At 58.8% G+C, this 23906-nt stretch carries 22 protein-coding genes and 3 pseudogenes; 5 read left to right on the forward strand and 20 right to left on the reverse strand.

Going from position 1 to position 23906, the window contains the following annotated elements; genetic code table 11:
* Window positions 1–386: S1C family serine protease (locus tag PLU01S_RS23380; protein ID WP_139803992.1), on the forward strand; the 386-nt coding region annotated here is incomplete at its 5' end.
* Window positions 387–409: 23 nt separating this feature from the next.
* Here PLU01S_RS23380 and PLU01S_RS23385 read toward each other — a convergent pair.
* From PLU01S_RS23385 to PLU01S_RS23400, 4 genes are all read right to left on the reverse strand, one after another.
* Window positions 410–880: a phosphate-starvation-inducible PsiE family protein gene (locus PLU01S_RS23385; RefSeq protein WP_074830292.1), complete on the reverse strand. Its 471-nt coding sequence runs from the start codon at window positions 878–880 to the stop codon at window positions 410–412.
* Window positions 881–946: 66 nt separating this feature from the next.
* Window positions 947–1387 (reverse strand): thioredoxin TrxC, encoded by a 441-nt coding sequence (trxC, locus tag PLU01S_RS23390; RefSeq protein WP_074830290.1) that lies wholly within the window; start codon window positions 1385–1387, stop codon window positions 947–949.
* 40 nt (window positions 1388–1427) lie between these two features.
* Window positions 1428–2249: an IS3 family transposase gene (locus PLU01S_RS23395; RefSeq protein WP_074830288.1), complete on the reverse strand. Its 822-nt coding sequence runs from the start codon at window positions 2247–2249 to the stop codon at window positions 1428–1430.
* Complete coding sequence (locus tag PLU01S_RS23400; RefSeq protein WP_074830287.1) at window positions 2246–2560, reverse strand: DUF1153 domain-containing protein; 315 nt, start codon at window positions 2558–2560, stop codon at window positions 2246–2248. The genes PLU01S_RS23395 and PLU01S_RS23400 overlap by 4 nt, the downstream gene beginning before the upstream one ends.
* 32 nt (window positions 2561–2592) lie before the next feature.
* On the opposite strand from PLU01S_RS23400, the pseudogene PLU01S_RS23405 reads away from it, so the two are divergent.
* A pseudogene (locus PLU01S_RS23405) lies at window positions 2593–2820 on the forward strand (integrase core domain-containing protein); the annotation flags it as partial.
* Between the two features lie 103 nt (window positions 2821–2923).
* On the opposite strand, the gene PLU01S_RS26045 reads toward PLU01S_RS23405, so the two are convergent.
* The 16 genes and pseudogenes from PLU01S_RS26045 to PLU01S_RS23490 all read right to left on the reverse strand — a co-directional run bounded on the left by PLU01S_RS26045 (window position 2924) and on the right by PLU01S_RS23490 (window position 20443).
* Window positions 2924–3070, reverse strand: a complete 147-nt coding sequence (locus PLU01S_RS26045) for a hypothetical protein (RefSeq protein WP_216822633.1) — start codon at window positions 3068–3070, stop codon at window positions 2924–2926.
* The gene (locus PLU01S_RS26050) at window positions 3067–3585 is read right to left on the reverse strand and encodes an NAD-binding protein (RefSeq protein WP_216822632.1); all 519 of its coding nucleotides are present in this window, start codon (window positions 3583–3585) and stop codon (window positions 3067–3069) included. The genes PLU01S_RS26045 and PLU01S_RS26050 overlap by 4 nt, the downstream gene beginning before the upstream one ends.
* Before the next feature lie 5 nt (window positions 3586–3590).
* Window positions 3591–4616, reverse strand: coding sequence for a cation:proton antiporter domain-containing protein (locus tag PLU01S_RS26055; protein WP_216822631.1), 1026 nt, complete (start codon window positions 4614–4616; stop codon window positions 3591–3593).
* Window positions 4617–4679: 63 nt separating this feature from the next.
* Window positions 4680–6089: a cardiolipin synthase gene (gene cls / locus PLU01S_RS23415; RefSeq protein WP_074830285.1), complete on the reverse strand. Its 1410-nt coding sequence runs from the start codon at window positions 6087–6089 to the stop codon at window positions 4680–4682.
* Between the two features lie 57 nt (window positions 6090–6146).
* Window positions 6147–7235, reverse strand: coding sequence for a hypothetical protein (locus tag PLU01S_RS23420; RefSeq protein ID WP_083398012.1), 1089 nt, complete (start codon window positions 7233–7235; stop codon window positions 6147–6149).
* A 105-nt stretch (window positions 7236–7340) separates the two neighbouring features.
* Complete coding sequence (locus tag PLU01S_RS23425) at window positions 7341–7988, reverse strand: HdeD family acid-resistance protein (protein WP_074830283.1); 648 nt, start codon at window positions 7986–7988, stop codon at window positions 7341–7343.
* A gap of 3 nt (window positions 7989–7991) precedes the next feature.
* On the reverse strand, window positions 7992–8912 hold the full coding sequence (locus PLU01S_RS23430; RefSeq protein ID WP_159435132.1) for a YfdX family protein: 921 nt from the start codon (window positions 8910–8912) through the stop codon (window positions 7992–7994).
* Between the two features lie 98 nt (window positions 8913–9010).
* Entirely contained in the window at window positions 9011–9928 is a 918-nt protein-coding gene (locus PLU01S_RS23435; RefSeq protein ID WP_233432243.1) for a YfdX family protein, read from the reverse strand.
* A 126-nt stretch (window positions 9929–10054) separates the two neighbouring features.
* Window positions 10055–12949, reverse strand: a complete 2895-nt coding sequence (clpK, locus tag PLU01S_RS23440; RefSeq protein ID WP_074830277.1) for a heat shock survival AAA family ATPase ClpK — start codon at window positions 12947–12949, stop codon at window positions 10055–10057.
* An 87-nt stretch (window positions 12950–13036) separates the two neighbouring features.
* Entirely contained in the window at window positions 13037–13636 is a 600-nt protein-coding gene (locus tag PLU01S_RS23445) for an Hsp20/alpha crystallin family protein (RefSeq protein ID WP_074830274.1), read from the reverse strand.
* 637 nt (window positions 13637–14273) lie between these two features.
* Window positions 14274–14719: pseudogene (locus PLU01S_RS23455) on the reverse strand (transposase).
* A 194-nt stretch (window positions 14720–14913) separates the two neighbouring features.
* Window positions 14914–15351 (reverse strand): transposase, encoded by a 438-nt coding sequence (locus PLU01S_RS25535; protein WP_112297681.1) that lies wholly within the window; start codon window positions 15349–15351, stop codon window positions 14914–14916.
* A gap of 43 nt (window positions 15352–15394) precedes the next feature.
* A pseudogene (locus PLU01S_RS26440) lies at window positions 15395–15664 on the reverse strand (transposase zinc-binding domain-containing protein); the annotation flags it as partial.
* A gap of 342 nt (window positions 15665–16006) precedes the next feature.
* Window positions 16007–17860, reverse strand: coding sequence for a tyrosine-type recombinase/integrase (locus tag PLU01S_RS23470; protein WP_074830264.1), 1854 nt, complete (start codon window positions 17858–17860; stop codon window positions 16007–16009).
* A gap of 1114 nt (window positions 17861–18974) precedes the next feature.
* Window positions 18975–20216 carry a HipA domain-containing protein gene (locus tag PLU01S_RS23485; RefSeq protein ID WP_244901223.1) on the reverse strand — a complete coding sequence of 414 codons (1242 nt, stop codon included), beginning with the start codon at window positions 20214–20216 and terminating at the stop codon, window positions 18975–18977.
* A gap of 2 nt (window positions 20217–20218) precedes the next feature.
* Complete coding sequence (locus tag PLU01S_RS23490; RefSeq protein WP_074830249.1) at window positions 20219–20443, reverse strand: helix-turn-helix domain-containing protein; 225 nt, start codon at window positions 20441–20443, stop codon at window positions 20219–20221.
* 285 nt (window positions 20444–20728) lie between these two features.
* Between PLU01S_RS23490 and PLU01S_RS23495 the strand changes: the two genes are divergently transcribed.
* From PLU01S_RS23495 to PLU01S_RS23505, 3 genes are all read left to right on the forward strand, one after another.
* A complete protein-coding gene (locus tag PLU01S_RS23495; RefSeq protein ID WP_074830243.1) occupies window positions 20729–21328 on the forward strand; it encodes a phosphoadenosine phosphosulfate reductase domain-containing protein in 600 nt (199 codons plus the stop codon).
* Window positions 21329–21437: 109 nt separating this feature from the next.
* The gene (locus PLU01S_RS23500; protein WP_230382364.1) at window positions 21438–22883 is read left to right on the forward strand and encodes a tyrosine-type recombinase/integrase; all 1446 of its coding nucleotides are present in this window, start codon (window positions 21438–21440) and stop codon (window positions 22881–22883) included.
* 236 nt (window positions 22884–23119) lie between these two features.
* A partial coding sequence (locus PLU01S_RS23505) for a hypothetical protein (RefSeq protein WP_139803993.1) occupies window positions 23120–23906 on the forward strand: 787 nt, incomplete at its 3' end.

A 23906-nucleotide genomic window follows, 5' to 3' on the forward strand; every position in this document is an offset into this window, starting at 1 on the left:
GTTTTGCGGTACCCGTGGACACGGTCATGCGCGTGGTGCCGCAAGTTATCAAGACGGGGCGCTACATTCGCCCGGCGCTAGGCATTGAGGTGGATGAAGGGCTGAATCAACGGCTCGCCGGCGTGACCGGTATCCGGGGTGTTTTTGTGCTGCGCATCGCACCGGGCTCCGCGGCGGAGAAGGCTGGTCTGACCGGTGTCCGGATAGGAGCTGAGGGCTTGATTGGCGGCGACGTGATCACGGCGGTCGAAGGCAAAGCCGTCAACTCTACCCCCGCCTTGCTGGCGCGCCTGGACGACTTCAAGGTGGGCGACACGGTGCGGTTGACCGTGCGCCGCGGAGAAGACACCCGTGAGGTCGCAGTCACCCTGCAACCTGGGGCTTGACCGTTCGTCGTTGCGCCGCCGGCTTAGTGGTCCTGCCGGTCATCCCGTTCTCGCATGAGCCAGTATGTTGCCCCCAAGGCCAGCACCGTTCCCGCCAGCGCGGCCAGTTTGGCGGGGTCGATACCGGGGTCGAGGATAATGAACTTGCGGGCCAACGCGAGCAGCGCGATCAGCAAAACGGTCTTGACCTGAATGATGCTCTCTTTGCGCATCGCCACCTTCACGATGGAGTGCTTGAACTCCATTGCAATCAGCAAGGTCATGATGGAACCGAACACCAGTTGAAAGACCGAATGATCCAGTGGATCGAGTGCATCGGTGATAAGCAGAGTGAATACGATGCGGATCAATTGAATTAGCGAGATCACGATCACCACCGCAATGACACCCGAAAGTGTGACGGTAATGACTTGCTCGAAGCGCTCATAGAACGTCATCAAGCGCCATTGTGAGCGCATCTCGTCAAGGCTTGAGTGCTCAGGTTCTTTCTGCATGAGTTTTATTCTCTTATGGTTTCAGTGAAACCGGGCATTTTGCGAAACAGCTCGATGACTTCTGCATCATCGAGGCAATTGCGAGGCCGCCCAGCGCACGATGTCCTGCGCCCCCAACGCTCCGCTCTGACGGGCGATTTCACGGCCACCGTGAAACAGGATCATGGTGGGAATGCTGCGAATGCCATAGCGCGCAGCCAGACCCTGTTCAGCCTCGGTATTGAGCTTGGCCAGTCGCACGCGTGGCTCGAGCTGTTTAGCGGCCTGCTCGAACGGCAGCGCCATCATCTTGCAGGGGCCGCACCATGGCGCCCAGAAATCCACCAGCACAGGCAGGTCACTGCGCTCGACATGGCGGGTGAAACTCTCCGCATCGAGATCCACCGGTTTGGCGGCAAACAGCGGGCGCTGGCACCGCCCACAGTTGGGCTGATCGGCCAGACGGTCTGCGGGCACCCGGTTCAGGCTGTGGCAGTTCGGGCAGGCGATTTGTATGGTTTCCTTCATTTTGTGAACTCCTGTAATGACCCAGCAGAACCTGCACAGGTCAGGCCGCGAATGCGAATGCCTCAGCGGGGGTCTTCATGTTGAACGCCTGGTACGGGCGCCGGTGGTTGTAGAAGTGGATCCAGTCTGCGATCAGGCGACTGGCATGCTGCAGCGATTCGAAGCGGTGCCGATGCAGGCATTGCTCCTTGAGCGTGCGGATCACCCGCTCGACCAGGCCGTTCTGCTCAGGACTGTGCGGCGTGATGAACTCCTGACGCAGCCCGTAGCTTCGCACCAGCGCCGTGAAGCTGCGGCTGGTGAAGACCAGCCCATTGTCCGAACGCAGCAGGAACGGCGTCGGTACACGGCCCAGCGTGCCGAAGCGCGCGATCAGGGCCTGCTCCAGGGCCGGCTCGGCCGTCTTGGACTTCCCGCTGCGTGACAGGTGCCAGCCCAGCAGTTCGCGGCTGTGGCAGTCGATCACCAGCGCCATCGTGGTCCAGCCATCCCGCCCGGCCCACACCCGGCACATGTCGGTGGCCCATCGCTCGTTGGGGGCCGCGGCCACCGAGGGCAGCGCCTGGATCCGGGGCCTGAAGCCCACCGCTCGCTTGCGCACCTGCCAGCCCTTGAGCTGGAAGATGCGCTGCACGGTGTTCTTGTTGAACCCCAGCAGGTGCGCCACCGTGCGGTATCCAAACGATGGGTTCTCCTCGATCATGGCCTTGACCGGTGCCACGAAGCGATCCTGCAGCATCGGTGGGGCCTTCACAGGCCGGTAGTACACGCTGCGCCGGGGCACGTCGAACCACCGGCACAGTTTGCTGATCGAGACGGTGATGCCGTCGGCTTGCAGTCCCTGGCGGATCGTCTCGATCACTTTTCGTCCTCGCCCAGCAGGGACTGCATTTTTTTTCGGGCACGCAGCTCCAGCATCGCCTCGCCGTAGGCCTCCTGCAGATCCTTCAGCTGGCGCTCGTACTGCTCACGCACGTCCTGCGGGTTGGCCTTCAAGGCGTTCTCCATGCCCTTGCGACCATCCTCCAACCAGGCCTCGATCTCCGACGGCGGCAGGTCATAGGTCCTGCTCGCCTCCGACACGCTGGTCTTGCCCTGGATGATCTCCAGCACCAACGCCGTCTTGCGCTTGGCCGTCCAACGCTTGATCTCTTCGTCCATCAACGTACTCATGGTGTCTTCCTCTCAACGGTAACACCTTAGCAGGTTTTCACTGGGTCAATGCACTCGCCGAGACGATCAACGGCCTGTACAAGGCCGAGGTGATCCATCGACGCTCCTGGCCGAACCGTGAAGCGGTCGAGCTGGCGACCCTGGAGTGGGTCGACTGGTTCAATCACAAGCGTCTGCTGGGGCCGATCGGGAACATCCCACCCGCGGAAGCCGAAGCGGCCTACTATCACCAGAACCGTGAGCTCGCCATGGCGGCGTGACTCACACCAACGAGTCTCCGGGATTCCCGGGGCGGTTCACCGCGGTATGGCTGAGCTTCATGACTAATCAGGTGAGTCCATGCGCTCTCTTGATTGTTATACCTCAATTTACAGCACTGGTGCTTCGTGCACGCAGCATGTCCAGGAGACGATTGACCGAAACATCGGCGGCATCTTCGAACGGGGCAAGAATCAGGTCTGCCCCGAGTGCGCGGTAGCGGTCCGAACGCTCCAGCTCCTCAACCGTCACAGCAATGAGGCTTCGAAACCCAGCCTGCGCAACGCCGTCGTTGCAGCAGCGTGGCCATCTGCTTCGGTCAGTACCTCGGTAATCCGTGGAGTGGCTGAGATCCCGGCAATAAAACTCGAAAGAGGCAGATGAGAGAGAAATTCGGGGTCATGAGCATCACCCTGAATCGCATCGAAGCCTGCGTCTCGCGCAGACCTGACTGCTTCGGGGTTGAAGTTTATGCCGAGCGGGCGCAAGCCGGCAGCCTTCAGACCACTTGCGACTCGCAGTCCGAATTGGCCAAGGCCCAGCACAAGAACACTGTGTGAACGCGTTTCAGCGCCCGGCGTGTCCTCAGCGATCTCACGGAAAGGATTGCGCCTTTCAAACACCGTGAGGAACGGCGCACACACTTCATAGAGCTTGTGTGACCAGGTGATCATGTAAACAGATAGGGTTATTGTCACCAGCCCAACGAGCGTGACAAGCCCCATTGCTTCGGGCCCGACATGCCCCAGCGAGATACCCATCGCCATGAAGATCAAACTGAACTCGAGATCTGCGCCACGGTCAGCCCCGCCAGAAAACCCGTGCGTTTGCGGTACCCCATGAACCCCATGATGGCGAGCACGATAAGCGGATTACCGACAAGCACGAAAATCGAGAGAACTATCGCTGGTCCTACCTGCTCGCCAAGCGAGCTCAGATCCATTCCGGCACCGAGAGAAAGAAAGAAAAACAGCAGCAGGAAGTCGCGCAGCGGCGCCAGTCTGGCCACGAGCAGGTCGCGTACCGGTGTGGAGGCGAGTGTCACGCCTGCCAACAATCCGCCTAGCTCCTTGCCAAGCCCTATGAAGTCGGCCATCGCTGCAAGTCCGGCCGCCCAAGCTACCGCAAAGATAATCAGTAATTCCCAGGAACGGCTGATGATGCGCATTAGTGGTTCGGCCAGGTGGCGAGTGAATACCCAGGCTAGGACGATTAGTCCCAGCGTGCCGATGAGGAGGCTCGACAGAACGGCTTCGCCATGGGCTTCTGGCCTGTTGAGGCCAAACGTCGAAACAACGACCATGGCGAAGACAACGAACAGATCCTGCACGATCAGAAAACCCAGCGCGATTTTTCCGTGCAGCGATTCGACCTCTCGCTTGTCGGACAACAACTTCACGATGATGATCGTGGAAGAAAACGTCAGCGCTACCGCGACGTAAAGCGATGTCAACCAGTCGAGCCCCATGGCGAGGCACAGCACAAAGCCGATCGCAGACGTGAACGCGACCTGCCCAAGACCGGTAGCCACCGCCACACGCCCCAGGCTGCGGACAAGCCCGGTGTCGAGTTTGAGCCCGACGAGAAACAGCAGCACCGCGATGGAGATCTGACTCAGCAGCGAGACCGCCTCGGTCGAGCGGACGATGTTCAGCACGTCCGGCCCCGCCAGAAGGCCCGCCGCAATGAAGGCCACGATCATCGGCTGCCGAAGAACCATGCCAATGATCCCGAGCGCCGTGGCCAAGCCGATCAACAGCGCGATTTCGTTGAAGGTGTTGAGTTCGAGCAGCGTCATGGGAAGAGTCTCTCTTAGTTTCACAGGACCGCGGCAGCATGCGGGCGGTCTATAAGGTTTTGCTTAAAGAACGGGTGTAAACAGCCGCGCAAAGCCGTCGCGCAGTTTGACCACCAAGGGCCGGCGGGCCAGCTGCGCGCGCGTCACTCGCACGCTCTGCGACTTGGCGTGGTCGAACAGATCGGCCAACCTGCGACTCAGTGCCTCGTCATACACCTCGACGTTGAACTCGAAGTTCAGCCGCAGGCTGCGTGCATCCCAGTTAGCCGAGCCGAGACAGACCCAGGCTTCGTCCACGACCATCAGCTTGCTGTGGTCGAAAGGCCCGGAGCGCTGATACACCCGCGCGCCGTGCTCCAGCACCTGCCAGTAATGAGCTTGCGCGGCCCACTGCACGAAGGCATGGTCATTCTGCGCCGGCGTCAGGATGTCGATTTGCACGCCACGCAAGGCGGCGGTGGCAATGGCCGCGATGATGGCCTGGTCGGGCACGAAATACGGCGTCCAGATGCGCACCGAGTGACGCGCCGAGGCCAGCGCCCCCATGAACACCCAGCGCAGCCGGTCGATGGACTCATCAGGCCCCGCTTCGATGCCGCGGGCCAAAATTCCGCCTGAAGGCAGCCGCTTTGGTCGCTCACCCCAGAATGACCGATCCAGTGTTTCGCCGGTCGTGTCGCACCAGTCTCGTGCGAAGCAATCGCTCAGATGAGCCAACACCGGGCCTTCGATGCGAAAGTGCAGGTCACGAAAGGCCAGTTCGGGCGCGTCTGGCCGCCAGTAAGGCCGGCAAATGTTGGTACCGCCGGTGAACCCGGTCTGCCCATCGATCACGAGGATCTTGCGATGGTTGCGCAGATTCACCGCGTGCAAGCGGGCGGGTATCAGCGTGGCATTGAACGCCGCAACCGGCACACCAGCCCGCTTTAGGGGGGCGTAGGCAGATCGCCGTGACAGGCGCACATCCACATCATCAATAAGCACGCGCACCTGCACGCCGCGGCGATGGGCGTCCACCAGCGCCGAAACGAATGCCTCGCCAATGTCCTCACCATCAAAGATGTAGGTCGTCAAGGCCACACTATGGCTGGCCTGTCGAATAGCCTCTAGCATGGCTGGGTAGGCCTGGTCGCCGTTGACCAAGGGCTCGATGCGGTTGCCCGAGGTCAGCGGCAGGCGGGTCGCTTGCCGCCCAAGAGCAGCCAGGCCCTGTAACGGCTCCGGAGCCTTGGGGATAGGAGTATCTGCACCTTTATCCGGGACGTCAGTACGCCAGCGGCGCGCACGCCGCTGGTAGCGGTTGATGCCGAACAGCAGGTACAGCAGCGTGCCCAGCAAGGGGAGCATGCCGATCACCAGCACCCACAGAGTCGCTGACCTCGGGTCGCGCTTGTACACCAGCGCATGGCCAATGCCAGCCAGCGCCACGGCGCCGGAAATCAGTGTACTCCATAGCGCGATGCTGTCAGACATCACGGGCCATCCTGGCCAACAGCGACGCCACTGGCGCAGTCATGGCGCTGGTGACGCTCAACGCAGTGCCCGCAACACGGCAAACACCGAGACCTGACCCGCTTCCGTGCCGATGACCCCTGCATCCGCCAGGCGTGCGTGAACGAAGGAACTGGCTTGCATCACCCACTGTTGCGCGCTCTCCTCAGTAGTATCCAGTATCTCCGCGATCGCCGCCGCGTTCATCGCGTCGAGCCCGGCAAGCAGCAGCGAGCGGCGCCATCCAACCGGGAGATCCTTGAACACTTCGAATGCAAACGTCTGTTCGCTGGCCCCATCGATCTCGGCCTGGCTTGGCTCGGAGGCTGCAGGATCGAATGCTTCAGCCGGTAGCACGTCGGCCAGACTGAGTTCCTCGTCAGGCTGGTAGTACTCGTAGATTTCCTCCTCGACCATGGACTCCGCCTGCTGCATGGCGTCCGCAGGCGCTGGCGCGTCCAGGGGATCGCTCTGCTGGTAGACGCGGCTGGCCGCCACTTCCCGGTCAATCGCCTTGAAAAGATTCTTGAGCAGTTGCCGGTAGACCGCGTCTTCATCACGGCCCGAAACCCAAGACACGCGAGCGGCCGCTACGGCTTCATCCACGACATCCTGCACCGTCGGGTAGTCCATGGGCAGGTCGCCCACCGCGCGCAGGTAGGCAAGTTCACGGCGCGCAGCGGCCTCCAGGCGCTCAAGCAATGGCTCGATGCCGGCCTTGCCTTCGGTGTTGAGCGCTTCTGGCAAGGCATCGATTTTGGCCTTGAGTTGCTTGAGCAATTGTCTACGGGCTTTGCGTTTGTACTGGTGTTGCCCGCTCAACCGATCGAAATGGCGCTTGGTTTCGCGAAACAGGCGCTCCACCGCCTGTGTGGCAGCTTGCCTGGGATCGCTCCCCTGCCCCTGAACCACGACGATTTTCTTGCCCGGCAGGCTCAAGCGAAGCGAGATCACAAACAGGTCGCCGCCACGCTTCTGCTGACTCAGGGTTGCATGCAGCGTGCTGTCGGCAGCACCGCGCTTATCGAGCAGCGGCACCACTTCCTTGCGCAGCAGTGACTCCAGGAGCGCGACCCAATCTGCTGCAGTGAGGTGAGTGGAGCCCATGAGGGACGGTACGATTTTCATGGTCGTCTTTTCCTTATGATTTCAATTTGTTCTATCCAGCGTCCGACGCAAACGCAGCCGAGTGATCGGGCCAGCGCTCGGCGCTGGCCCGATTAACAGCAAACGTCAGGCCGACCGCGTATCGCCGACCTTTCGCAAGGTGAGCGCAAGCCCCATCAACAGGCCAGCCGCCATCAGCGCATAAACCCCCATCATCAGGCCCATCGCGACCATGCTTGCTGCCGGATTGATGATGAGCACCACCGGCACAGCGGCACCGAGAACGACGCTGATAACGCCGCTGGCCATGAGCCAGCCGCTGCCCTTCGCCTGCTCCTGACGCAGGCGGCGCCCAGCAGCCACCTCCATCACGCCGGTGCTGATCGACCACAGCGACAGCATCACCCAGTTGAAGATCACCAGGGCCACGGCTGCCGCCCACGGCACCAGCACCACCGCAACACCAGCAAAAACGCCAAGTACCCCCCGAAGCACCAGGGACCACCAGCGTTCAACCTTGTTGCGGGCATTTTTCACGCCCATCACGATCGACGTCACGCCATCGAGCAAAGCATAGGCGCCAAACACGAAGGTCAGCGCGTAGACTGCCGATAGCGGTGAGAACAAGGCGATCACGCCGAACACCAGGGCCAACGCCGCGCGTAGCGCCACCCACTTCCAGTTGGTATTGAGAAGGCTAGGATATGACTCAGTTTGTCCTGCCTCCGACGTTGAAGCAGTGTCGGTTGTAGGAGCGTCTTGCAGGGTGTTCATGGCTTAACCCCCCGCTTTTTCAGTTCCTGAGCCAGCTTTCTCGAAGGACTTGAACAATCGCTGGAGCGATGCCTTGGCCTCTTCGAACCACTTCTTCCCAGAGCGGCCGCCTTCGGTTTTGCGTTTCAGTTCCCGGATATGCGACTGAAGCGCCTTGACCTCATCGCGGGTGCCATAACCCAGAATCTCCGCGCGCCGGATCTGGGCTGCCGCGCCATCAAGTACCGCGGCAAGTTCCTGTTCTTCGTCCGTGCTACGGTCGGCCTTCTCAGCCAGGCTTTCTGCACGCTTGAGTAGGCTTCTGGCATTGATCAGGGGCAAGGGCATTACCTGACGCGAGATGACCAGGCTACCCAGGGCAGCCATCAGAACCAGTTTCGCCTCATCGGGTTTACCCTCATCGATGTGTCGAGCAGCCAGCTTGATCGCCGCTGGATAGGTCGCCATCGGCAGTTGGGTGGTCTCGATCACGATCTCGCTGGCCAGATTGGACAGAAGGGCTCTTGCCTCCTGAACCCGCCCGGCGCGCAGTGCCGAGCGTGCATCCTCGACGAGCAACTCCAGCATGCTGGCCGACCCCATTACATTCACCACGGACGCCTGGATATCGATCGGGGCCAGCGCCAGGGATGGCTCGCGAGCGATGACGAGATCGAGCTTGCCTGTTACCAGGGTCAACAGGTCCAGCGCTTCCTTGTTCTTGCCTTCACCCAGCAGCTTCACGGCATCGCGGGTTTGCGCGAGTGCGTCAAAAGCTTCCTGAATGAGCGCCTTGCGTTTTTCTTCTGATTCACGCTCAACGCTTTCAAGCGCCTCTTTGGCTTCGGCGCCAGCAGGCACCAGCGCCGAATCGTGCGCCTCATTGGTAGTACCCTGGCCGACCTCGGTGACGGTTTGGTCAGATTTCATTTTTTCGTCAGTCATGATGAATTCCTCGTACTGTGTGTTGAATTGCATTGAGGGGTTTGGCGTGAGCCAAAATCAAGTGCGGAGACACCCCTATCTCCGCGCTTGAGTCTCTATCAGGAGCCGGAACGCAGTTTTGAAAGCGTCTCGCGGATACCGTCAAACCATCCCGTGCCGCTCTTGCCACCGGCTGAGCGTTTTTCGATTTCCTTGATCTGGCTCATATATTTCGTGATATCCTGCTTGCCACCGTAACCCAGGGCCTCGGCAAGCTCGATCTCCTTTGAAGCAGATTGGAGCAATTGCGCCAAACGGGTATTTTCCTCGTCGCTCCGACCGGCCTTCTCCGCAAGCTTCTGCGCCTCGCCCAGGAGAATCTCGGCGTTCAGGAGGGGGATCGGGATCACTTCGGCCTTGACAACCAAGGTGTTGAGCGCCCGAGCGAGAACAAGTTTTGCTTCGGCTGTTTGCCCCTTACCAGCCAGTGAAGCCGCTTTTTTGATAGCCCCTGGATAAGTGGCCATTGGCAAGCCGGTGGTCTCGATACTGATTTCACTAGCCAACGGAGCGATGAGGAGACGAGCCTGTTGCACTTTGCCGTCTCCCAGCGCAGAACGTGCTGCTTTCACGATATCCCGAATCGTTTCCGGATCACTCAGCAAGTCCTTCGCCGTCACCGAGACATCAATGGGCGCAAAGGCCAATGCAGAATCTCGAGCGAGAATGATTTCGAGCTTGCCGGTCGCTTTCGCCATGGCGTCGAGCGCCTCCTTGGTCTCGTTCTTTTCCAAGAAATCGAGCGCTTTGATGGTCTCGGCCAAGGCATCCATCGCTTCCTGGATCAAGGTTTTCCGAGCATCGTCGGCCTTTTTTTGTGCCTCATCGGGTGTCCCCGGTACCGTTTCTGCCGCATTCGGCGCAACCGGAGTGGTCTGCGCATGGCTCACTGACATCACAGGGATCGATAGAGTGGCAGCCATGAGTGTGGCCAACACGGATTTTCTGAACATGGTTAAAGCCTCCAGTTTGGACAATGAGCGATTCGATGAACACCATTCCGCCTGCTCCGATAGCGAAATGGCGATATAACAATGCAGAACCAATAAAGAATCGCTTTGATCAGCTCCGCACTGCTAAGTCTGTCAATTGCCTGCTCACGATCAGTCTGCCGGTTCCTCTGGCTTCTTCTTGCGAGTGCGGCGAGATTGTGTTGCTGGTTTTTTGGTGCCGCCGTCCCGCTCATCGGCCTGACTGGCAGAAGCCTCGGGCTCCGTTTCTGCCTTGGCATCGGCGGCTTGTTCTGCAACCTCCGCTGGTACTGGCTCTATCACCACCCGCTCGGCAGTGGCATCCCAGCGCACCCGAACGTGATCGCCCGAGTGCACGCCGCCGCCCAGCATTTCGCGCGCCAGCAGGGTTTCCACCTGGGTGCGGATCTGCCGCTTGAGTTCGCGGGCGCCGAATTCCGGCTTGTAGCCTTCTTCGGCCAGATGGTCGATGAGGGTCTCGTCGAAGGTCAGCGTCACCCCTTGCGTGGCGGCATTCTTCGCAACCCGGTCGAGTTGCAGGCCCACCACATGGCGGATCTCGTCCTTGCCCAGAGCGTGGAAGACGATGATCTCGTCGATGCGGTTGAGGAACTCCGGCCGGAAGTGGCCGCGCAACACGTCCATCACCTCGGTCTTGGTCTTCTCGTAGGACTCAAGTGATTCACCACGCTTGCTCAGGTTGCGCTGGATGATGTTGGAGCCCAGATTCGAGGTGGCGATGATGATGGTGTTGGTGAAGTCCACCACGCGGCCCTTGCCATCGGTGAGTCGGCCATCGTCGAACACCTGCAGCAGCACGTTGTAGACATCCGGGTGGGCCTTCTCGATCTCGTCGAGCAGCACCACGCTGTAGGGCCGGCGGCGCACCTTCTCGGTAAGCTGGCCACCCTCGTCGTAGCCCACATACCCTGGGGGCGCGCCAACCAGGCGTGCCACGGTGTGGCGCTCGCCGTACTCGGACATGTCGATGCGCAGCAGGGCGTCCTCGTCGCCATAGATGGACTCGGCAAGTGCCTTGGCCAGCTCGGTCTTGCCTACGCCGGTGGGGCCCAGGAACAGGAAGGTGGCGACCGGCTTTCCGCCTTCGCGCAGGCCAGCCCGCGCCAGACGAACGGCGTCGGACACCGCGCGCACCGCCTCGTCCTGCCCAATCAGGCGCTGGTGCAGGCGCTGCTCCAGGTGCAGCAGCTTCTCGCGCTCCTCGGCGGTGAGTTCGTTGACGGGGATGCCGGTCAGCCGCGAGACGATCTGCGCCACATGCTCGGCCTTGACTTCGGCGCTGCCGGAGGCGCGCTCGCGCTCCCAGGCCTCCTGCCGGGTCTTGAGTTCAGCTTCCTTGGCTTCGATGCGTTTGCCCAGCTCCGCCGCCTTGTCATACTGCTTGCGCGAGGCGGCAGAGTCCTGTTCGCGGCGCAACTGGTGCAGCTCGGACTCGAGTTCCTGCACCTCCACCGGCCGCGCGGTGGCCGACAGCTTGACGCGGGCTGCGGCCTGGTCGAGCAGGTCGATGGCCTTGTCCGGCAGGAAGCGCGCGGTGATGTAACGGTCCGACAACTCGGCGGCGGCCAGAATGGCCTCGTCGGAGATGCTGACCTTGTGGTGCGCCTCGAAGGTGTCGCGCAGGCCGCGCAGGATCATGATGGCCTGGGCCACCGTGGGCTCGGGCACCATCACCGGCTGGAAGCGCCGTTCCAGCGCTGCATCTTTCTCAATGTACTTCTGGTATTCGTTGAGCGTGGTAGCGCCGATCAGGTTGAGCTCGCCGCGCGCCATCATCGGCTTGAAGACGTTGGCGATGTCCAGCCCACCTTCACCGCCGCCTTGACCGGCACCGACGATGGTATGCACCTCGTCGATGAACAATATGAGTTCACCCTGGTGCTCGGTGACTTCCTTGAGCACCTTCTGCACACGCTCCTCGAACTCGCCACGGTACTTGGCACCGGCGACCAGCGAATTGATGTTTAGCTCGACCAGACGCTTGTCGCGCAGTGTCTCCGGCACTTCGCCCGCCACCATGCGCTGCGCCAGACCTTCCGCAATGGCGGTCTTGCCCACGCCCGGTTCGCCGATCAGCACCGGGTTGTTCTTCTTGCGGCGCGCCAGCACCTCGATGGTGGTTTCGATTTCCTGGGCACGGCCAATCACCGGGTCGAGCTTGCCCTCACGCGCCATCTTGGTCAGGTCACGCGAATACTTGTCCAGCTCCGGCGTGTTGGTGGGGGCTTCGGCACGGCCGTCTTCAGCGCCTTTGCCCACCACCTTGCTCACCTGCTGACGCAAGGCCTGGGGGGTGAGCCCATAGCGACGCAGCAAGTTGGCGGCCAGACCTTCCCCTTCCTCGGCCAGGCCGATGAGCAGATGCTCAGGACCGACATAGGAATGCCCCAGTTCGTTGGAGGCCACGAAGGCCCGCGAAAGCGCATCCTTGACGCGCGGGGAGACGCCAATCTCACCTTCGAAGGGCTTGTCGCCACGCTTGGCCTCGGCTTCGATCTGGCGGCGCAGGTCTTCCGGCTTGATCTTGAATTGGCTCAGCACCGTCTTGACCACGTCGCTGTCGGCCAGCGCCAGCAACAGGTGCTCGGTATCGACCTCGGGGCGACCGAACTCGGCGGCCAGACGGGCAGCATCCTGCAGCAAGGCCTCGGACTGCTCGCTGATGCGACCAGCAAGGCCGGAGGCGCGGCGACGCGGCGCGGCGCGTTCACCCTCGGCGGTGGCTGGCGCACCGAAACTGGCGTCTACGACATCATCGTCGTCTGCCGCTGCCGGCGCCAGGCCGTCACCGCCCAGGCGGAAGAAGTCGCTGCCGAGGAAATCCTCGAACAGACCGCTGCGTGAGCCGAACAGCGACTCCAGCGGGGAAATGGTGCGCTTCTGCTGGCGCACCAGTTGGCGGTAGTGCTCGTCGCACAACAGCATGGTGGTGCGGCGACCATTGAGGCTGGCCTCCACGCGCACGGTAGCGGGTTGGCCGCAGACTTGGCAGGCATTTTTGGACATCTTGATGGACTCCAGCCCCACAGGGCGCAGTTAAAAGGTGACATTAAAAAAAGCGCCAACCGCGGTGGCGCTGGATCGACTCATCCTTCAATTCTGGATAGGAATCTGGCGGGCGCCGCTGCCAGCCGGCTGCTCGCGCTTGTCGAGCGTGATGGTCAGCACACCATTTTTGAACGAGGCCTTGATGGCGTCCTGGTTGGCGTCGGCCGGCAGGTTCAGGGCGCGCTGGAAGCTGCCGTAGCTGCGCTCCACGAAGTGGTACTGCGCATCATTGCGTTTCGATTCCTGACGCTTTTCGCCACGCACCCAGAGCACATCGTCATCCAGGGTGAGCTGAATGTCTTTCTCCTCGACGCCTGGCACTTCCAGCGTGATGACGTACTGCTTGTCAGTCTCCTGAATATCGAGCGACGGCCGCAGCACACCTTGCCACTGGGGCAGCAACGACGGCGCAGACGCAGGCAGGCTCAGGCGCGGGAAGCTGAGGCCGAAACCCCGGAAGGCTTCGTCGAACAGCCGATCGACTTCGCGATGCAACTGGAGAAGCGGGTCGGTGCTTGGCAAGCTGGACAGGGTGCCCGGAGCCTGCGACCGAGCGATGGGAAGGTTGCCGGCGCTTTGCTGAGCCTCTTGCTGTTCCTTCTTGAACCAGTTCCAGGGGGCGAGTTTCTTGAGGTCAAAGTTCATGGTGTCTCTCCTTTCGATAGTGATTTACATAAACCCCGCGCAATGCGGCTTCGAGCGCTCATGAAGAAGCGGGCGCGTTCAAGCTAATATAGCTGACAAGAAGAACGCGCCCGCAGTTCTTGACATCCTCAGGATAGTGGCTTCTGTTCCCGTTTCAACGGCTTTCACCGATGGCTTATGGTCACCGACAGGCGAATCCCTGGCGATCTTCACCAGGCCCAAGCGCGCAGGTGGATCGTGTCCTATCGCGTGGGCACAGCGCATAGTGTTTTCAAACGCCCTCCAGGTTGACCTGTGGCGGTCCTGCGGCGGTCTGAGGTGCCTGGATTTGGCGACCGTGACGTCGCGCATGGCTGCTTTGGTAGGCCCTTCAGCGCTCATGACACTCGCTGGCGAACTCGTTCTCAGGGTTGACCCTGATTCCGATGGCGCCGCGCTGACGGGGCGCGCGACGCCACCCCGGCTGCGGTTTGGCGTTGCAGCCCAGGGGCAGGTGTTTATGGCGGCCGGCGCGGCCCAGGTGGCTTCAGTCTTGCCCCGCCTCGCGCGCGCGGCCCCTGGGAGGCGGCTGCGGATCCAGCCCCAGGTGGGTGAGGATCTTCTCGATGACCTGCCGCTCGAGGATGGCTGCGATGATCTACAGTTCCCCGGGGCCGCAGTTCGGGCAGTGCTGCATGTCGATGTCGAAGACGCGCTTGAGAAGCCGCGCCCAGCCGATGCGGTGCGGCCCGGCCTGGACAGTCTCGACTTCGCGCTCGGCAACGGCTGCAGCCTCGGTGGCCACCTGTGCTTGCGCCGGTGGGCCGTGCGGCACTACCAGAGGGCGCAGCTTCGCGTTCGGGGCCAGCACGCCGTGGAACCGGATGAGGTGCAGCCGCGGCCGCGGCACCAGCGCCGCAAGCCGCTGCATGAACTCAAGCTGGCTCATGACCAAGTGCGTGGTGCCGTCGCGCCACGGCGTCTTAAGCTTGAGGTCCACCTGCCCCGCGGCGTTGAGCTGGACCGTTCGTCGGACAGCGCCGGCCGGGTGATGTAGCGGCACAGCTGTTCCAGCCGCTTGCGGTCATGTGCCTCGACTCGCACCGCGGCGTGCAGGCTGAATCCGTCGATGTCGGTGCACAGGGCCTGGCGCGGGTGGTCTCGCGTGGCGTCGCGCCCCTGAGCGTCAGCACCTTCTGTCCGGCGCGGGGGGCGAAGGCAATGCGGTAAGTGACCGCTGCCGCCTGCAGCGGCCGCAGCGTGCGCGCCTCCTCGCCGTCGGTATCCGGCTCGGCCAGCTAGGTCCGCCCCATGTCCTCGACCAGCACACCCCGGCGCGTGAGCATCTTGATCAGTCGGGCGATGATGATCTGCAACAGCTCATGCACCTCGTCGTCGGTGGGCGAGCCCACTTCGACGAACTGCGGCAAGCCATCGGCACCAGGCCGGTACACCCCGTCCAGCAGCAGGCCGTGAAGATGTATGTTGAGGTTCGCGGCCGACCCAATGCATTGTATCAGCGTGACCGCGCCGCCATCGCCTTCGTCGGCCTCGAGCCCGGCAGCGTCCAGCAGATGTCGCGTGAGCACGCGCTGCACCACCTGCAGCACCGGCGTGACCAACTCGGGCTGTGCGGCCAGCAGCACGCGCGGCGGGATCGGCAGCGACAGCACCCACTGCCGCACCGGCACATGGGGGATGACGTGGTCCACCAGGTGCGCCGCGATTTGCGACATCCGCCGCGCACCGCATGACGGGCTGCAACCCCCGCCGCTTGCAGCTGAACGCCAGCAGCTTGTCGTGGCCGCACTCGCCGCAGCGCAGGCGTAAGAAGCCGTGGGCCAGGATGCCGCACTCGAGGAAGGCGTCGAACTCGTCCTTGATGAATCGCGGCAACTCGGCGCCCGTGGTAGCCTCGATGTGCGCGATGAAGCTGGCCGCGTGATGCTGCACCAGGCGGTATAGCGTGGTCTGCTCCGGGCGGTGGCGCTCGTAGTGCAGCGGCGCGCCATCCGGCGCCCGCTGGGGTTGCTGCGCCGTGGCTCGCACGTTGGGCTCCCGGTGGGGCGAGCCCGCACGGTCTCAGGCCGTGCTCCGTGCCTCAATCGCCTTGATGGCTGCCCGCCGCCATGTGCCCTCCGTCGCGGGGCCTACTACGGGTGACAGCGAGGTTGTCCGACCGGCAGCTTCAGGGCGGCGAGATCGGGAAGGCCAATGTCTCTTCAGGGTCGAGTTCCGCCGTTGGCTCGATCACGTTGCCTGAATTACTAACCAAGATCAATCAGACTGGTGGTATGAGCGATCAGAGTCTGCATTCTCGACGCGCAGTTCGATCGGCATCTTACCGGGAGGCATGCCAAGCCCGAGAGGCCGGTGTTCGCCGCGCGCCGCTCAGGCCAACCTCGCCTGCTGCGGGGACCACTCGCTTTCCTTCACGGCTGTGCTCACTGCCATGACGAGCTTGTCGAGATTGCTGGCCGTCACGCCCTCCAGTGCCGAATGCCCCCGCAGCATCGAGCGCGGTTGCAGCAGTGCATGGTAGATCTGCCAGGGGTCCGCACCCCTGGTCAGCTTGAGGACGGACTGGATCAGCTCGTGTTTGAGTGGGTGGAGATGCCAATCCGGCACGCGTTGGCCGCGGTTGCCCACGTTCAACGCCAGCAAGTTGCCCGCCTTGATCTCGTAGCTGATCCACCTGCGGGACTTGCCCGCCATCTTGGCAAACGCAGCGACGGGAAGGTTGTGCGGCGCTTCGAAGACATCGAACAGTTCCATCCTCTCGCGCTGAATGTCCGAAGGCACAAGCGGCGCGGCCGATCGAGGGGGCGGAACCGCCGGCAGCCGATGTGCGGCGGCAGAAACCAACGGCATGGCGTCGCCGGGCTTCGTCACGAGCAGGATTGGCGAAGCGGCAACCGGCGTGGAGGGTGCGCTTGCGGTTTGCTCATTCGGGAACGCGGGCACGCCTTCCAGATGCACGGTGAGCGGCATGCTGGCCGCCTCGACCTGGTTCTGCTCGAAGAGGTCGAGCCGATCGGCCCAGTCCTGCATCATGCGGCGACGCTGCTCCACGTACTCGGCATGGTTGTAGGTCGCGCTGACTTTGTTGGGATCGACATGCGAGAGCTGTGCATCCACCCAGACCTTCGGGTAGCCGATCTCGTTGAGCGCAGTGGACAACGTGCCGCGAATACCGTGTCCGGTCAGGCGTTCCTGATAGCCCATGCGCTTGAGCGCACCATTGAGTGTGTTCTCGCTGATGCGCTTCTTCAAGTCGCTGTCGTGCCGGAACAGGTAGCGCTGGGCCGGCTTGAACTCATCCAGCAGGTGCCGGACGATCTCCATGGCCTGAATCGGCAGCGGCACGATGTAGGGCGGGATGTCCTTCGGCTGCTGCCGCTTCTTGCGCATATCCAACTGGAGTTGCTTCACGACGTCGGGCGGGATGATCCACAGCCCGCGGTCCAGATCGAATTGATCCGGCGTCGCCTGTCGCAGCTCTCCGGTTCGCACGCCGGTCAGCAGCAATAGCCGCAGCCCGAGCTGGGTCTGCCGCCTGCCGCGATAGCTGCGCAGCCGCTGCAACAGCTTCGGCAGCTCGGCCATGCGCAGGAACGGGTTGTGGTTGACGGGTGGCAGCGGCAGCGCCACCACATCGAGATCGGAGGCGGGGTTCTGCTCCAGGCCCGGCACGATCACCAGCGCGTAGCGAAACAGTTGGTTGAACCACGTCCTGACTTTCTCGGCGACGGAGAGTGCCCTGCGCTTCTCGATCTTGGCGATCACCTCCAAGAGGTCGGGACGCTTGATCTCATAGATCGACCGCTTGCCCAAGGTGGGCAACACATCCTTGTCGAAGATCCGTGGAAGTATCGAGAGGGTCGTCTGCCGGCCTTCCTTGAGGCTGAGCCCGCGATGCTTGAGCCACTTGCGATACACCGCCTCGAAGGTGTTTTCGTCGGCGAGCCGGACAGCAGTGCGCTTCTGCTTGCGGTGAACGCGAGGATTGGTGCCTTTGGCCAGCAGGGCGCGCGCTTCGTCGCGTAGGCTGCGGGCCTCGCGAAGCGTCACCTCCGGGTAGGTGCCGAGCGACATCCGCTTCTGCTTGCCCGCCCAGTAGTAGCGGAAGTGCCAAGTCCTGCCCCCTGCAGCCGTGACGGCCAGGGAGAGGCCATCCAAGTCAGGGAGGGTGTATGCCTTGCCAGTTGCCTTGGCCTGTCGAACGGCCAGGTCTGAGAGTGCCATGCTCTTGCTCCTGAACATGAGTCAGGAACCAGATGCTGGTCACGTCGACCTCGCCCCTCCATCAACAATCCGGAATCAGCCGCGCCCGCAAAAATGGACTTGTTTGTGGACTTAAAAGTCCCGGCTGTAGGCGGATCGCAGTGGACTACGGCAGAACGTCAAAGAGAGGAAAAGTCCTTGTGTGGCAACGACTTGCAGACTCTCTTGGACTTCTGCGGAAGTCCGCAGAATGATGCGGTGGAGCGGGAAGGGGTAGACTCGTTTCGAAACCACATTACTTGTGACCGGTTCAATGTGATTGACTTCCGCGTAAGGTCCAGGCCATTCATCCTTGATGATGTAGAAGCGCTTGTTCAAGCTACGAGAAGCGTCTATATCCTCCCAGTACTCCTTGCGATGGATGTGCTGAGGATGTTGGCAGCAGGTATATACGGCAAGGATGATTATGGGCAGTGTGATGTTGTCTAGAGCAGGGTTTGTCTATGAAAGAAGGACTTGACCAGGTGTACGATGCGTTGAGCCTAGTAGATAAGCATATAGGTTACATAAACGATCAAGGAGAGATAGAACCTCTTTGTTATGTGCTCACCCCGGCCAACCAGGCTTACTATCAACACTCAGCAGACACAGCACTCTGCCGGCCAGCTGAATCAGATTCGCAGTAAGCGGAAGCTCGTCATGGTATCGACATTAAAGCGCATCACTCTTTTTATGTGGGCCCTGCTTGTACTTTTGCCTATATCTTTGCTGTCCGGACTGTTAGGACTTGCAGAAATCGCTGCGTCAGTGAGCCTTGCTCTGGCTGGAAAGCTCTATACCCTGGTCGGAGTCATATTCATGATCATGGCCTATATTAGCCTCGTCTGCGCATGGCTGATCTACTACGAGTGGATCGGGCCCAACCCTCACTTCACACGACGTAGGTGGAAAGGTGTGGGGCTTATGTTAGGTATAGTGGCCGCCGCCTGGCTAGCTATGGGACTCCAAGGCCCGTTCGATGCAGGTGCCATATTCGCTGCGGCGTCCATCATTTCTGCGCTTGCTCTCATTATCGCGCTCTGCCTGGATAAACGAGCCGAGCTAATTCACGCAGCGAATTATGTCGAGAGCGAGCCTAACTTAAGAGCCTAAGCATATCCGCAATAGGCCCGTGCCGTATCTTTCTAAGTAACCTCAGTTCACCTGATGTTGCCTGCCCTTCAGCTTCTTTTAAGAGGTCATCAGCAGCGCAGCCGATGCCGCTTAACATTTCGTTGAGTATTGAATCGCACATTCGTTTTGGGATCCCAATGGCCTGGGCCATTTGCCTCACCGCACCACGGCTCATATCTCTAAACAGTCGCAGCTCGTTAAGTGGCCATGATAATTCGCAGTCGAGCCAGTTATTGCCTGCCGCATAAACAGTGGTGCTCAGCAAGTCATAATGGGGCGTCAACTTGATAACCCCGTCGTCCACGAAGAAGCTCAGATTCTTCATATGAGCGTCACCATTCCCTACCAATGTATTGAACAGGAGCCAGCGAAACAGCGCTTGCCTTGTTACCAGCCGCTCACGACAGTAGTTGATCAACTTCTTGAGCGTATCGAAGGTTGCCTCGCTGTATTTAAAGTGTCTGTCCAATGACATGAGCTGACAGGCATCGAGCACATGCCGACGGTAAATTTCTACCCCGTTATGGTGGCGGTCAAATCTCTCGACCAGATATACCGCTTCAGGTACATGCCGCATCTCTACTCTCGGCACGGATAAGCCAGTCCGCTCGGCCAAGCGCATGACAAACCACTCATTGGCTACGCTGTGCTCGTATAGCTCATTATTTGGATGGTCCGGCTTCAAAATATGAGTAGAGGCTCTGGCGCCTTCAGGCTCAAACAGTTCTCCCCTCTCTAGCACAACAGCAAGCTTGTGCTGTGCTCCAGCTAATGACATCCGTTTGGGCGCCTGGGCTGACAGTGATAGTTGAGGTAGCCTCCTGATTCGTTCCGATAGTTCGGCTTCATGCAATCGGCGCACGTCACCTTCTGTAGCTACCTGGTCAGGAGGTAATAAAGTAAGCGCACCAGCTGACTCCGCTCCATACCATGCTAAAAGACCAAACGCATTGGCTGCCTCGATTTTTGCATCGCGCGCCATAAGCGTACGGGCATCCTCTTCCGGCAGCAGGTTGTCAAAAAACCACTGAACGGGACGCTCAGTACTACCGTCAACAATGGTGCGGTGGGCTTTACTCAAGCTAGGTGACAGGTCGAAGGCATCCTTCCTAGCTACCCAGTAATCGCTGTAGGTAAATGACCAGACATTATTCACCTCTACAAGCTCACCGATCAGCTCATCGTTGAACCAGAGGTTTAGCATGCTCATGGCTTGGGCACATCCAGGTATATGTGAATACCTAACTCTTCTAGCACCTCAAGAACCTTACCGATATTAACTGTCGGCTTTCCATACTCGATATCCCGTAACAGTACATGGCTCGCGCCTACTACCTGGGCTAAATCATCCTGCCGCACTGACTGGGCTTTTCGAGTACTCCTGACAACCATGCCGATAGCCTCAGGATTGGTAACGCGTACCAAATTCATATGCCATACCTAATCTAAGTCATAGCTTAGATTAAGACTGAGGCACTCTATAAGCAATCAAAATCTAAGCTTTGACTTAGATTTATCACTGCCAAAAGCGAACGAGTGATTTTTCTAAGCCAGACTTTAGAAAATCAAAAGGTCGGGCTTAGGGAGCAGCATGCTGAAGGATAATGATAAAAACTATTTATGCTTGTTTATACGTTCTTAAGAGCGTATATTTCACCAATCGCAACACTCTTTACCTGTCTTTGCACGTTTCAGTGCCATCAGTAGGACATAGCTATGACCGCTTTACTTCAAGTTTCTGAGCTTAATGCTTATCCCATGGCCCAAGATGTCATTCGAAAGTACACGCTTGAGGAAAAAATTGAGAATGCGGTCCACGCTATTAAATATCAGGTAATCAATGGAAAGCAGTTAGTAGTTGCCTGCTCGTTTGGCAAAGATAGCTGCGTGACGCTGGCATTAGCGTTGAAAGCAATGCAGGAATTGATGAGGGAAGGATTGCCTGTGCCCACGCTGCACATCATGCATAGCAATACCTTGCTGGAAAATCCAATCATTGAAAAATATAACGCGCAAATGATCAAAGCACTGGGCGCGTACAAGAAAGTGAGTGGATTACCTCTTAAGATCTGGGTCGCTTCACCAGGGCTTTCCAACAACTATATGGTGAATCTCATTGGCGGCAGAACGGTCGCTACGTTGCCTGATAATGACCGAAAATGTCAGCAAATGATGAAAAAAGCGCCTCTAGATCAGTGCAAGCGCTATATCCGCAACTACCTGAAAAAAGAGCTTGGACAAGCTTATACCGCTGAAACATTGTTAACTTTAATGGGTACAAGGTTTGTAATCTCATCTACACGATTTATGAACTAACTGCATCTGCCTGTACAGCGCGTCCTGTTACGTCTTTGTAAGGATGCTGTGTCAGGTTGCAACTAATGTATGGGCTTCTCGAACCGTTAAAGACCATTGGGTGGGCTTCATGAAGAACACGCAGTCGATTAAGGAGAGAATTGCAGATAGCGCTGAGGATCCAGGTAACTGCGGAGTTAGGCTCTACAAGGTTTCTATCAACTTAGGCGACCTGCCTTACTTCGAGGTGAGAGCTGAAGCTGTCGCTCAGTTTGACTCTACCAAGCTCCGAAACGTGAACTACCATCGTGACCATATCGTAGATCGCTTTCCTTTGTTGTTCTGCTTAACAAGAGTTCCCGATAGCCTGGAGATGAATCTTTTCCTGGAGCATCGGTATAGGGGCAAATTTCTGCCCCCTAAGAGAGGTGGCAGAAGAAATTTATTGGGTGGAGTAACCTTAGAAACGCTGTATAGCATTGCTAATTCCTTACGTGGCTTCCTAGCCTGGTTAGTCAAAGCCAATGCAGACTGGCGTGAAATATATGCTGCTCCTGATAGTGAAAAAGCCAAGGCCTGGCTTCCTCCGTATCGCTACCGAATGGCTCTTATCGAGCGCATCAGTAACAACGAAATATCCAGGGATACCGCTAATCTTTATCTCAGCCATATCCGCCAGTTTTATGAGTGGGCTTTAACAACTCGCAGAATCGAGCGTGTTCCCTTTAAGTACAAGTTTATCGCCATTAAAAAGCATCGTCAGGATGGTGATTTCGACCTTCTTTTCAGTAGTGCTTTGAATGAGAAGGCTTTGCTTATTCAGACTTCAGATCTGGTTATCCCTAAACGTTACCGATCAAAGCAGGAAGCTCATAGCGCAGCATTGACTCCGTTTAATGCAACTGAGCTGCGCTGGATGTTGAATACTCACTATATGAGACTAAGCAGCCGCAGGCTGTGGGCGGAACTGGCCTATGCATGTGGATTAAGGGCTAAGGAAATCGCCACGTTAGCTGAGAATATTGTTGTGAATCCCACCTTGTCTGGGAAGGCGTTTTTTGAAGTAAAGGTGCTGGGTAAATTCAACAAGGAAAGAAGGATCGTCGTACCGTTACGCCTAATGGAGTCTCTCTGGCAGTTCAAGAACTCTCCTGAACGCTTGCACCGCGCAGGTTTATGGGACTTAGCCAGTGGCACCCATCAGGCTCGCCCGCTCTTTCTGAATCGCTCCGGGAAGGCCATCAACAGTGCCTCCATCACCAACGTCACTTCGTATGTAGCGAAGGAGCTCAAGCATTCAGACATCACCTTCAACCGCTCCTTTCATGATTTACGTGCAACGTTCGCAACTGCTCTTGCCAAATTTATGCTGGAAAAACAGATGCCCCTAGGTTTCATCCAGTACAGGCTGATGGCGCTTATGGGACACGCGAACTTTTCCACTACTCAGAAGTACATCAACTTCGCACGGACAATAACTTTTGAACACCAGATGGAGGGTTGGGTAGAGCAAGTTTTCGGAGGATTACGATCTTCTTTTGAAGACGCCGCGCATTACGAACAGGTGACCTTGTGATTACCGTTAGGCCTGATCCAAGGTGCGAAAGGATACGGCTTGATCACGCTACTCGTCTCTCTAGAAAGCTTGCACTAGATATTGCTGCTGGGGTCGATCGATACAGCGCTAATCCATCAAGTTGGCCGTGGTCACCGGCCACCATACGCACTGCGCTGTCATACATATTGCCTGCGCTGTCGAGGATCGCAGCAGCACTTCAACCTGATCTGCGTAAGAAGATGATGCGCCTAGGAATGGATGCTTTCAAGAGCGAGGCCTCATGGGCGCAATTGATTGACTCCATCTTTCACCACTACGAGGGAGATAAGCGCCGAGGTGCATACATAGGGGCTTTTCATAAACTTATTGCATTACACAGGAACGATTTTAGCCTCCAAGCGCCCAGCTACCTTAAGCTTCGTGGAGGTCACACTGACCTTTCAGAGCTGTATCGTATTTCGGCCGATTTCATGCTGGCATATAAAGCTCTCATACTGCAGTTTGATGCCAGCGGCCGCGTTGACAAATCAGGCTTATGGCTTAAGCACCAAACGTATTCACTATTTGCTATTGCATGCGAGGATCCGAAAGCTAGAGCACTTCTCTCAAAACATGGCTTTGATGCCTTTGCCAGATATCCAAAGCTCCTTGACCAGTTTGAGGAGTATCGAAGTTGGCAATATTCCAGTTCCCTCTTTACTCTTCTAGCGCTTTATAACCCAGCCCGCTGGACACGCCGTACAATTGAGGTGCATGGACTCACCGCTGACCTGACCAGGTTGTATTCTCTGTCCGAGCCTATTTACCTTGATTTAGTAAGATTTGCAGATGTTATAAACGAAGGCCTAACAACCGAACGTAAAGCTCAGACCATACGTGATTTGCTCACTACGGTTCAGCGAGGACTGCCTGCCATCCTGTCAGCTCTACCGGAACAACTGCGCACTGATATCAAAGAGCGTGGCTTGATTGTGTTTGCAGAGGATCAGTGCAAGGCCTTGTCTCAAGCTTACAAAAATCCTGCCCTCAAAGCGGCTCTTC

The organism is Pseudomonas luteola NBRC 103146 (assembly GCF_002091675.1).
Taxonomy (GTDB): Bacteria; Pseudomonadota; Gammaproteobacteria; order Pseudomonadales; family Pseudomonadaceae; genus Chryseomonas; species Chryseomonas luteola.